The sequence below is a fragment of the Saccharicrinis carchari genome (genome assembly GCF_900182605.1).
Lineage (GTDB): Bacteria > Bacteroidota > Bacteroidia > Bacteroidales > Marinilabiliaceae > Saccharicrinis > Saccharicrinis carchari.
On record NZ_FXTB01000012.1, the window covers coordinates 49,153 to 61,134 of the forward strand.

The following is an 11,982-nucleotide window of genomic DNA, read 5'->3' on the forward strand; positions in this document are numbered from 1 at the left end:
AATGGCACTACCGGTAAACATAGAAGAATTAATCCATGGAGAAACAGTTGAATGGGCTCGTATTGAACTGAAAAAAGGTTGGAATGCAAAAAAAGTAATGCATACCATGTGTGCTTTTGCAAATGACATTCATAATTGGGGTGGTGGCTATTTGATTGTTGGAGTTGAAGAAGTTGATGGCCAAGCTAAACTTCCACCTGAAGGAATAGAACAAAGTACAATAGATGGTATTCAAAAGGAGCTATTACAGTTAAGTCATCGTATTACACCTAACTACTTCCCCATAGTTGAACCTTATATATTAGATCAGAAACATATATTGGTCATTTGGTGTCCTGCAGGGGATTTTCGCCCTTTTTCTGCTCCGGCTTCATTGGAGAAAGGAGCGCATAGAAACTATTATATCAGGCTCAATTCTAATACTGTTATTGCTCCGCAGCACTCTGCAGAATATAATCGGCTCATGGAACTTGCAGCCCGCATCCCCTTTGACGATAGAGTCAATAACCAAGCTTCGATTGATGATTTGGATTTAGGCTTAATCAGAGAATATCTACAAGAAATTAAAAGCGGTCTGTTTGAAGATAGCGCCCATTTGCCTTTAGCCGATTTATGCAGGACAATGCATATTGCAAAAGGACCGAATGAAGATATCAGACCCGTAAATGTGGGCTTATTATTCTTTTCGAAAGAGCCACATCAATTTTTTGACAGAGCTTGGATAGAGCTGGTAATACACAAGGGCAATTCAGGAAAAGACTTTGAAGAAAAATACTACAAAGGGCCACTCCATAAGCAACTAAGAGAAGCGCTTTATTTTATTAAGAATAATATTGTTTCGGAACAAGTCATTAAACATGCCGACAAAGCAGAATCCGATCGTTTTTTTAATTATCCTTTTGGTGCCATAGAAGAAGTTTTAGCCAATGCAGTGTATCATAAAAGCTATGAGCATGGAGCACCTATAGAAATTCAGATTTTTCCGGACCGAATAACCATTCTTAGTCATCCAGGCCCGGTTCCTCCTGTTAATGCTCATGTAATGGCGAATCAAAAACAAATTATTGCAAGAGAATACCGCAATCGTAGAATAGGGGATTTTTTAAAGGAACTACATCTTACCGAAGGACGGGGCACCGGTTTCCCTACAATATATAAGGCATTGGCCGATAATGGCTCACCTACACCAACTTTTGAAACGGATGAAGCTTCTTATGTTATGGTTGTTATTCCTATTCATGATCGTTTTAAAGGTACTGAAAGTGACGGAGCAGGTGACGGAGTAAGTGACGATGTAAAGGCGCCTAAATTCAATACTTTAAACGATGTTATAGTTTTTTGTGACCAAGTAAGTGACCAAGCAGGTAACCAAGTAAGTAACCAAGTAAGTAACCAAGTAAGTAAGCAAGTAAAAACACTTGTTGAGCAAAATGTTAATGATAAAGTCCTATCCATATTAGCTTTTTTAGAAAAAGGACCTAAATCAATGAGCGAACTATTATCCCATATAGGAGTAAGCAAGCAGACAAAAAACAAGAGAAAATATATAGACCCTTTATTCGATATTGATTGGTTGGCTTACACTATTCCCGAAAATCCGAGAGACAGAAATCAGAAATACAAAATAACAGAGTCGGGCAAGAAATTATTAAAAATACTCAACAAATAATGAAGCTTCAGTTTAAAGAGCAAGGTTTTCAGATAGATGCAGTAAAAGCGGCGGTGGATTGTTTTAAGGGGCAAGCCTTAAAAACCAACCGCTTTACCTTGGAACGCAGCCGCAGGCTAATAGAAAAGGCCAGGTTGGCCGCCCGGGGTGCTTCTACCATCGAATTTGAGCAAGACGTGCTGGAAGATATAGGGTACCGGAACAGCGGCATCCAGATTACCGAAGCGCAGATACTTAAAAATATACGCGAAGTACAGCAATTCAACGACCTGTTCGAGAGCCAACAGATTGAACGGCCCAAAGGCACAAAATTGGGCTACAACCTAACCATCGAAATGGAAACGGGCACAGGCAAAACCTATACCTATATCCGCACCATGTACGAGCTGCACAAACATTACGGGTGGAGCAAGTTTATCGTCATCGTGCCCAGCATCGCCATCCGCGAAGGGGTTTTTAAATCCTTTCAGGTAACGCAGGATCATTTTCAGGAGCTGTATGGCCATAAAATAAATCCATTTATATACAATTCGGGCCGGCCACAGGATATTGAAAACTATGCTTCGGACAGTCGTATTAGCGTGATGATTATCAACACGCAGGCTTTTAATGCCCGGGGAACCGATGCCCGAAGAATCTATCAGGAGCTGGACCAGTTTGGCACCCGCAGGCCCATTGAAATTATCGCACAAACCAACCCTATCTTGATCATCGATGAACCGCAATCGGTTGAGGGGGCAAAAACCCTGGAGAGCATGCAGGATTTCAACCCCCTGCTCACGCTCCGGTATTCGGCTACCCATAAAGTCGATTACAACAAAATATATCGTTTAGATGCCCTGGACGCCTACAACAAGCGCCTGGTAAAAAAGATACAGGTAAAGGGGATCAACCTAAAGGGTTCTACCGGCACCACAGGTTATTTATATTTGGAGCACATAGAAAGGAGCGCAAGCAAGCCACCCCTGGCGGTGCTTGAGTTTGAGCAGCGGACCAAGGCCGGCGCCATTAAAAAAGTGAGGAAAAAACTGGCACAGGGAGCCAACCTGTACGAGCTATCGGGCAACATGCCCGCATATAAAAACCAGGTAATAACAGATATAAACGCATACCTCAATAAAGTGGCCATCGGAGGGCAAGAGCTCTACCCCGGCGATATACTAAACGACAAGGACGAAAATGACTTCCGCAGGGTGCAGATACGCGAAACCATTATGTCGCACCTAAAAAAGGAAAAGCAATATTTTGGCATGGGCATAAAGGTGCTGTCCCTTTTCTTTATAGATGCCGTGGAAAAATACCGGGTGTACGATGAATCGGGGGACGAACTGCTGGGCGAATATGCCCGGATATTTGAGGAGGAATACGATAAGGTAAGAAGCGATTTCCTGGATTTGTTTCAGCAGGAATACAACGAATTTTTGTATGCCACCGACCCGGGCCAGGTTCACAAAGCATACCTGCCCGATGGGCAGACGGGCCTGCCCGGCAGATACGACGAGTATTTAAAGCGCGACCCGGCCGAAACGGTACACCAGGGCTATTTTTCCATTGATAAAAAGAACAAGCTCACAGATCCCAAGGTAAAGCGGGGAAAGGAAGACTCGGACGATATTTCGGCCTACGAACTTATTATGAAGGACAAGGAGCGCCTGTTGAGCTTTGATGAGCCTACGCGTTTTATCTTTTCGCACTCTGCACTAAAAGAAGGTTGGGACAACCCCAACGTGTTTCAGATATGTGCCTTAAAAAACACCGACAGCGGCAGCCAAACCAGGCGCCGGCAGGAGGTGGGCCGGGGCATGCGCCTTTGTGTGAACAAAAACGGCAACCGTCTGGATTTTGATTCGGTGGGCGACCGCGTACACGAAATAAACAACCTGACGGTTATCGCCTCCGAAAGCTACGAAGCTTTTGCCAAAGGCCTGCAGCACGAAATTGCGGCAAGCTTAAAGGACAGGCCGCAGAAAGCAGAGGTGGAATATTTTGTGGGCAAGTTAATTCGTAACGAAAAACAGGACGAGTGCCGCATTACGGAGGAAGATGCCAAAAGACTAAACAAGCTCCTGTATAAGAATGACGTGATAGACGTGGACGATAAAATTACCTCAATAGGCAGGGAGATAATTGAAGCTAAAAAGATACCCCTGCCCGAAAACCTGGAACCCTACCGGAATGCGATATGCAGTTTATTGCAGGCCGTTTACACAGGCAGCGAGTTTAAACCCGAAAACGAGCGCGATAAAATACTTGTAAGCACCAATAAAAACTTTTTCAGGAAAGAGTTCCGGGAGCTTTGGGAAAAAATTAATTTGAAAACCATTTACGAAGTCCGGTTCGATACGGCAAAGCTGATAGAGGACAGCAAAAACCTGATTAATGCACAACTGCATATCGCCGATAGGATATACGAAATAAAAACAGGCGAACTGCGCGACGGCTCAAAAGAGCAAATGAAGGATGGGGTTTTGATAAAAGAGACCAAACGGGAGAACCTGAAATTAAAGAACGACCTGTATGCCAACACGGTTTACGATATTGTTGGGGAGATTGAAGTGCATACCAACCTTACGAGGCAAACCATTGTAGGGGTGTTGAAGAAACTGAACCCGGAAAAATTCGCTTTGCTCAGAAAAAATCCCGAAGAGTTTATTTCAAAGTGCAGCAAGCTGATAAACGAAGTGAAAGCAAGCTTGATCATCAACAATATCGTTTATCACAAAACGGAGGAAAGGCACGATGCAAAAACGGTGTTTACTAACGACAAATCGGCTTTGCACAATGCCGAGATGCTTAAAAAGCATATCTACGATTTCCTGATTTCCGATTCGCAAATAGAATCGGATTTTGCCACAGCCTTGGAAAACAGCACCGAAGTGGTAGTTTATGCCAAACTGCCCAAAAGCTTTTATGTTACTACCCCGGTTGCAAGATACAGCCCCGATTGGGCCATCGTATTCGATAAGGACAAAGTACGCCACATCTATTTTGTGGCCGAGACCAAGGGCTCCGATTCGGACATGGATTTGCGCGAAATAGAAAAGCTGAAGATCCATTGTGCCGGCGAGCATTTTAAGGAAATAAGCGGAAACGAAGTGAAGTTTGAAAAAGTAAGCAGCTACGAAAGGCTGCTGGAAATTATCAACTAACCATTAACCATACCTATTCATGAAGCTCATTGACAACGTAAGCAACCGCTTAAAAGATGATTTAAAGGTAGAGATAAAGAAAAACGGGAAGCTGGCCATTGCTGCTTCATCTTTTTCTATCTATGCTTTTGAAGCCTTAAAAAAAGAGCTTTCAAAAATTGATGAGCTGCGTTTTATCTTTACCTCCCCCACTTTTTTGGAGGAGAAATTTAAAAAGCAATCGCGCGAGTTTTATATCCCCCATATTTATAAAGAGGCAGACCTGTGCGGCGGCGAATTTGAATTGCGCCTTAAAAATGAATTAAACCAACGGGCCATCGCCAAAGAGTGTTCGGCATGGGTGCAGGAAAAGGCAGTTTTTAAATCGAACAAACATAGCAACCAGCCGCTCAACAGCATTATACACGTCGAAAATGCCGAGGGCTCCGGTGTGGCCTACACCAATGTAAACGGTTTTACAACTTCCGACTTGGGTATTACCCACAAAAAAGGATTCCCCACGCTCATTCAAAAAAATGCGCACCCCCAAAGCAAAGCTTATTTAGAGTGGTTCGACCAGGTTTGGGACAACAAAGAAAGTTTAGAGGATATTACAAAGTTTGTTCAGGGCTATTTCGAAAACGCTTTTAAGGAGAATAGCCCGGAGTTTATTTATTTTGTCACCCTTTACAATATCTTCAATAACTTCCTCGATGATATTTCGGGAGATAATTTGCCCGACGACGAAACGGGATTCAAGCACACGCTTATATGGAACAAGCTTTACAATTTTCAGCAGGATGCCGTAATCGGCGCCATCAACAAACTGGAAAAATACAATGGGTGCATCATTGCGGACAGTGTTGGGTTGGGTAAAACCTTTTCGGCCTTGGGGGTCATAAAATACTACGAAAAAAGGAATAAAGACGTATTGGTCCTCTGCCCAAAGAAATTGGAGGATAACTGGAACACCTATCGCCACAACGATAAAAACAACATACTGGCCAAGGACCGTTTTGGCTACGATGTGCTTTTCCATACCGACTTGTCAAGGGAAAAGGGGCAGAGCAACGGCAGAAAGCTCGAGAACGTAAACTGGGGCAATTACGGACTGGTCGTTATCGACGAATCGCACAATTTCAGAAATAACAATACGTCGGTAGGTAAAGAAAACCGCTACCAGAAACTATTGAGAAAAGTAATACAGGAAGGAATTGAAACCAAGGTTTTGATGCTCTCGGCAACGCCCGTAAACAACCGCTTTAACGACCTTAAAAATCAATTGGCATTGGCTTACGAAGGTGTTGCCGGCAAGATGGACGAGAGGCTAGATACCAGCAAAGGGATTGACATTGTTTTTAAGAAAGCGCAGCAAGCCTTTAATATCTGGTCCAAGTTCGATGCGGAACAAAGGACAACAGATAAGCTGTTGGACATGCTGGACTTCGATTTCTTTGAGATATTGGATAGCCTTACCATTGCCAGGTCGCGAAAACATATTACCACCTATTACGATACCTCGACAGACTTGGCCGGTCCCTCAAACATCTCATCGATCTGGTTACCGGTTTCCGGGAAAAGGGGATAGAATTCATCAGTCTTAACGATAGCATCGATACCACCACCGTACCAGGTCGGTTAACTTTCAATATCTTCGCCAGCTTTGCCGAATTTGAGCGCGAACTGATCCGGGAGCGTACCATGGCGGGTCTGCAAGCAGCTCGAGAACGAGGCCACATTGGTGGCCGCAAAAAAGGATTGTCGCCCGAAGCCAAAAGAGCAGCTTATGCATGTTACCAGTTATGGGAGGATCAAAGCAGAACAATCCCTGAAGTTTTGAAAATTGTTAAGGTAAGCAGGGCTACTTTTTATAGGTATATTGCATGGGTGAAGGAGCAGAAAGGCAAGAAAAAGGATATATAATTATTAGATGACCTAATATTACTATTCATTAGTGTCCGGTTAAATATTTTTACCGGACACTAATGAATTTCTATGTATTAAATTCATTTCCTTTTTTTTTGGGAACATTCGACATGATGGACTAAGATACAGTCCTTTTTTTCGGTATCAAGCCCATCAAACCAAATCAATTTCTCTTTAAACGAAAGGTGGCTCACCTCACTTAAGGGGCAGTTCTCTATACGGTTATTAGTAGGACAAGCATACAAAATTCCATATAGTTTGTTGTAATCATATTCTTTTTTACCTGGGTATAAACGCTCTACCATGATAGCTAATGTTTTATATATGGTTCAACTTCATCTTGTCTAAATGCGTTCAAATAAATGGAGATTTTCCGACTTATTAAAGTCTCCATTTGCGACAATGGTAACACAATCTAAGGGAGTACCTATTGAGAAGTCTAGTAAAATGCTTGGCCACACCAATTTCAAAACAACGCAAACAAACCTTTCCTTGCATTACGAATAAGAAAATAAACACAGATATGCAATTCCCAGTGGAAAAACTAAAGGATTCATAAATTGACCTATACAGATGATGATATCAGTATACTTTCCAGTTGATCTGGATGCATAGAAAACTCCCGCTTGACTATTATTGAGCCGAGAATTTCTTTATTTGGAAATTAATTGATATTTCAAACTAATTTCCAAATAAATCTTAATATGCTTTACGACAACAACACATGCGCCATAATTCTAGCAATCTTTGCATTGATTCACATCAGTTAAAGTTTACTGTATAAAGCATTTGCCCAATTTCCCCTATCTGATTACCTTCAGTTGGTAAATAACTTGTTACACCAAAGTTTCCGTTTCCAAAATCAGCAATACCTGGGTTTGCAAAAGATGTAGAACCTTTAGGCGTTTGCAGATTTAATTGAGTATAAAATCCTCCATCTCCTAATAATAAACGCCATCCTTCCCAAGTATATTTTTGTGTTTGAGCTTCTAGAATTACATATTGATTTTCTCCTGAGTAAAAACTAGATCTAGCACCAATATTACCTGCAAATCCCATAGCAGTTACATTGTAGTTTGCTATTTCATCTTTCCATCCTCTAAAGTCATCGAAATTATCTAAAACACCAAATGCTTGTAAGTCTACATTGTTATTATCATAAAAATGAAATCCTAGATAAATTCGAGAATTGTCAGGAGTTGACCCTGTAATTTGACGTATATCTGGTGTTCCCTCAGCACTTGGTGCAAACAAATGTGGCAAAGTTACATTTGATAATGGAATATTGTTTTTCAAATTTTGATAACTTGTATAATACCTGACTTGAATATAATTGGCTCCCTCAATCACATCTTGTTCATTAACTAAAAGGTATCCATTACCCCACTTTTCAATATCCCCTTGGTGAGCCCGGTCTCCTAATGTTTTTATATATGTCCAATTCTGAAGATCATTACTTCCAGCCAAATAAAGGTTAAAGTGATTGGAACCTATCATGCCATGATAAACACCTAGATAGGTATAATCCGGTTCATCAGCTTTTACAACTCGTAATACTTCAATAGACCTATTTTGATCATCTTTCAAATCGAAGAATGCGTTATTTAAATTTGCATTATTAAGTCCTGCAATCTCATTATAACAACTGATTGATAACCACCAATTATAAGCTATCTGAAGGTTTTTTGCATTATCAAATCCTTGTAATACAGAAATTGTATAGCTAGTATTGTTATTATTAGCTGCAATTATGGTATTTCGAAAATTGTCTACGCTCATTGCTGCTAGCTCAGTTTCTGTTTTTATTTCTGACCCAAGCAAGAAACGGTACATTAAACTGACATACGATAAATCATAATCACTTAATTGTTGAATAAACGATACCGGATCGGATGTCCGATTTGACATTTCTACAATTAAAGTATTGCGCATATCATTATAGCTCATGGGATATAACTCTACTGCAGTACGCCAATTATTGAGTATTAAACTTTTTGCTAAAATGTTTTCATTTGGACCTGTAGTCTGGAATACACTCTTTAGCATCGCACTTTCTACTGCACCTTCTTGAATAGAATCCTCTTTAAATATGTTCTCCGAACATGAAGACATAAAAAAGATTATAACAACAAGCAATAATTGTATATTTTTCATATTTAATGTGTTCAATTATTTAGTGAATGAATATGGATAATCTTTGCTGTCGATTCCCCTATTTTTATTGGGTTGGCTGCTCATATCAAACTTAAGCCGGGCTCCCTTCATTAACTCAGGATAGCTCAACCAGTTCTTAGAATAAGGTTTGTCATTAAAATACATCTTATCAACATATTTATTTTCCGTACTATTTTCGGGAGCTTCGATAGTAATAGTGTTTCCATTTTCGAGTTGTACATATACTTTTGGAAACAGAGGAGCACCAAGAACATATTGATCGGCTCCGGGTGTAACAGGATAAAACCCCATGGCACTAAAAACGTACCAAGCCGATGTTTGACCATTGTCTTCATCTCCACAGTAACCGTCCGGGTTTGGATTGTATAATTTGTCCATCACTTCGCGCACCCAATGTTGTGTTTTCCATGGTTGACCGGCATAATTGTACAGATAAATCATATGCTGTATGGGCTGATTCCCGTGTGCATATTGTCCCATGTTCATAATTTGCATTTCACGAATTTCATGGATGGTTGCACCATAATAGGAGTTGTCGAACAATGGAGGCATATTAAAAACAGAGTCGAGCATATTAACAAAAGTTTTCTCACCTCCCATCAAATTTATTAAGCCTTGAGTATCATGAAATACGGACCAGCTGTAGTGCCAGCTGTTGCCTTCGGTAAAAGCATCGCCCCATTTAAATGGATTGAAAGGTTTTTGAAAGGTTCCATCTTCATTCTTCCCTCTCATCAGATTGGTTTCAGAATCGAAGAGATTGCGGTAATTTTGGCTCCGTTTCTTAAAACGTTCAATCTCCTTCTTAGGTCGATCCATAGCTTTAGCCAGTTTCCATATACACCAGTCGGCATATGCATACTCCAGTGTTCGGGCAGCATTTTCATTGATGCCCACATTGTAAGGCACATACCCCAGTTTATTGTAGTACTCATGTCCCAGACGGCCGGTAGCACTCACCGTGGGATGGACATTTTCGGTGCCATGCAATACGCCTTGATAGAGCGTTTCCATATCGTATCCGCGTAAACCTTTCAGATAAGCATCGGCAACTATGGTGGCTGAGTTGTTACCTATCATTACCGGACGATGCCCCGGGCTGGCCCATTCGGGTAAGAATCCGCTCTCGAGGTAGGTATTTACCAAGCCAGCCTGGATATTCTCATTCAGTGAGGGATACATTAAGTTAAAGAATGGGAATACAGCGCGGAAGGTATCCCAAAAACCATTATCGGTAAACATATAACCGGGTAATACTTTCCCATTGTAAGGACTATAATGTACCATTTTATTGTTGGCATCAAACTCATAAAACTTACGAGGAAAAAGCAAAGTACGATAGAGTGTTGAATAAAAGGTGCGTGTTTGTTCTTCGGAGCCACCTTCAACCCGGATACGACTGAGCTCAGTATTCCAAATGTCTCTGCCCTCGGCATTTAAGGTGTTAAAATCCTTATTGCCAAGCTCTTTAAGGTTAAGCAAGGCCTGCTCATGGCTGATAAAAGAAGAGGCCACTCGTGCATGAATCTTTTCGCCCTTACGGGTTTTAAACCCAATCATAACACCCACGTGATTGTCCTCTGCTTCAAGCTGTCCATTTATTAATTTATCTCCGCTCCACACAGCTTTATACTGTATTGGCTTGTCAAAAATAACCACAAAATAATTGCGGAAATTGTCGGGCACTCCACCACTATTGCGGGTAGTATATCCTATTACTTTGTTTTCTCCGGGTATTATTTTCACGTACGAACCCTTATCGAAAGCATCGATAACAATAAAGGAGCTGTCGGATTCAGGGAAGGTAAACCGAAACATGGCAGCCCGCTCTGTTGGTGTAATTTCAGTAGTTACGTCATGGTCGGCCAGATAAACGCTGTAATAGTGAGGTTTAGCAATCTCAGCCTTGTGGGAAAACCAGCTAGCTCTTTCTTCTTCCATGAAAAGAGGCTTACCTGTGACCGGCATAATGGAAAACTGACCATAATCATTCATCCAAGGGCTGGGCTGGTGTGTTTGCTTAAAGCCTCTGATTTTATCGGCATCGTAGCTATACTGCCATCCATTGCCCATCTCAGCGGTTTGAGGTGTCCAGAAGTTCATGCCCCATGGTAAGGCAATGGCAGGATAAGTATTGCCGTTGGAGAGACTGTGCTTGGACTGTGTGCCCATTAAAGTGTTCACATACTCCACCGGATCATGTGATGAACCTGCAGTGGATTGTGCCTGGAGCGATAAAACAGATGATATAAATAAAAATGCTAAAATAAATCGGTTCATGGAATTATGTTTTTAATAATAAGATGAATTTAATAAAGGTTTATCAAAGAGTTAATTGATATAAACGCCACGACAAGTCCTCCGTATGCATGAGTCATCAAACCTAGAGTCTAAACCCTCGATTTGAATTAATCGACTTTATATTATTTACTTTTTTTAATCAGAGATTAATAATCTTATTAACGGTTATTCCTTTCTCAGAAACAACTCTGACTATTAAAATTCCCTTCACATTATATACAGGTTCTGAACTTGTGATGTATTCACTTACTTTAAGTTTACCTGTGATGTCATAAATCTCCACAAGCGAGTTAGCATCTGCACCGACCAAATGAACCTGACCTTGTGCGCCGAAAATTCTAACATTTAAGGTTTCAACGTTTACTATATCAGTTGCATTAAGGAGTAATTGGGTCTGATCAGGACGATAGTGCATTCTTATACGCCATATCATTTCTTCTATATTTACCACCTTAAAGTTCTCATTTAGCTTATTGACACATAGTTTAGCAGCCCCAGCGCCTTTAATGTCACCACTTGATGTTCCTGCTTCATTAAAACCACTCCATGCATGAACAATAACTAAATTATAAGGATCAGAATCTGCAGAGCTTGTCAACTTATTTGCAATGTAATCTGGAGTTCCTTCACGTTGATTGTTACGCCCTCCAAAATCCCATAATGAATACTTAACGGTAACAACAGGAATATCATAACCGCTGCTATTCGTAAACCACATGATTTCCCCTTTACCTCCAGCATATGGGGTATATTGAACCGAGTTGCCTATTTCAATAGTCTAAA

7 protein-coding genes and 1 pseudogene are annotated in these 11,982 nt (G+C 41.0%); 5 read left to right on the forward strand and 3 right to left on the reverse strand.

Features of this window, described 5'->3' with window-relative positions:
• Position 1 precedes the first annotated feature (1 nt).
• The 5 genes and pseudogenes from FN809_RS16305 to FN809_RS18150 all read left to right on the forward strand — a co-directional run bounded on the left by FN809_RS16305 (position 2) and on the right by FN809_RS18150 (position 6,720).
• On the forward strand, positions 2-1,669 hold the full coding sequence (locus FN809_RS16305) for an RNA-binding domain-containing protein (RefSeq protein ID WP_142534602.1): 1,668 nt from the start codon (positions 2-4) through the stop codon (positions 1,667-1,669).
• Positions 1,669-4,818, forward strand: coding sequence for a type III restriction-modification system endonuclease (locus FN809_RS16310; protein WP_142534603.1), 3,150 nt, complete (start codon positions 1,669-1,671; stop codon positions 4,816-4,818). Before FN809_RS16305 ends, FN809_RS16310 begins: the two co-directional genes overlap by 1 nt.
• A gap of 19 nt (positions 4,819-4,837) precedes the next feature.
• Positions 4,838-6,385 carry an SNF2-related protein gene (locus FN809_RS16315; RefSeq protein ID WP_142534604.1) on the forward strand — a complete coding sequence of 516 codons (1,548 nt, stop codon included), beginning with the start codon at positions 4,838-4,840 and terminating at the stop codon, positions 6,383-6,385.
• Positions 6,355-6,474: pseudogene (locus FN809_RS18145) on the forward strand (recombinase family protein); the annotation flags it as partial. The gene FN809_RS16315 and the pseudogene FN809_RS18145, both read left to right, overlap by 31 nt.
• Before the next feature lie 24 nt (positions 6,475-6,498).
• Complete coding sequence (locus FN809_RS18150) at positions 6,499-6,720, forward strand: helix-turn-helix domain-containing protein (RefSeq protein WP_317131258.1); 222 nt, start codon at positions 6,499-6,501, stop codon at positions 6,718-6,720.
• Positions 6,721-7,485: 765 nt separating this feature from the next.
• On the opposite strand, the gene FN809_RS16330 is transcribed toward FN809_RS18150, so the two are convergent.
• The 3 genes from FN809_RS16330 to FN809_RS16340 form a co-directional block, all read right to left on the reverse strand.
• Positions 7,486-8,877, reverse strand: coding sequence for a hypothetical protein (locus FN809_RS16330; protein ID WP_142534605.1), 1,392 nt, complete (start codon positions 8,875-8,877; stop codon positions 7,486-7,488).
• A 15-nt stretch (positions 8,878-8,892) separates the two neighbouring features.
• Positions 8,893-11,178 (reverse strand): GH92 family glycosyl hydrolase, encoded by a 2,286-nt coding sequence (locus FN809_RS16335; RefSeq protein ID WP_142534606.1) that lies wholly within the window; start codon positions 11,176-11,178, stop codon positions 8,893-8,895.
• A 160-nt stretch (positions 11,179-11,338) separates the two neighbouring features.
• A complete protein-coding gene (locus FN809_RS16340; RefSeq protein WP_142534607.1) occupies positions 11,339-11,917 on the reverse strand; it encodes a T9SS type A sorting domain-containing protein in 579 nt (192 codons plus the stop codon).
• Positions 11,918-11,982 lie beyond the last annotated feature (65 nt).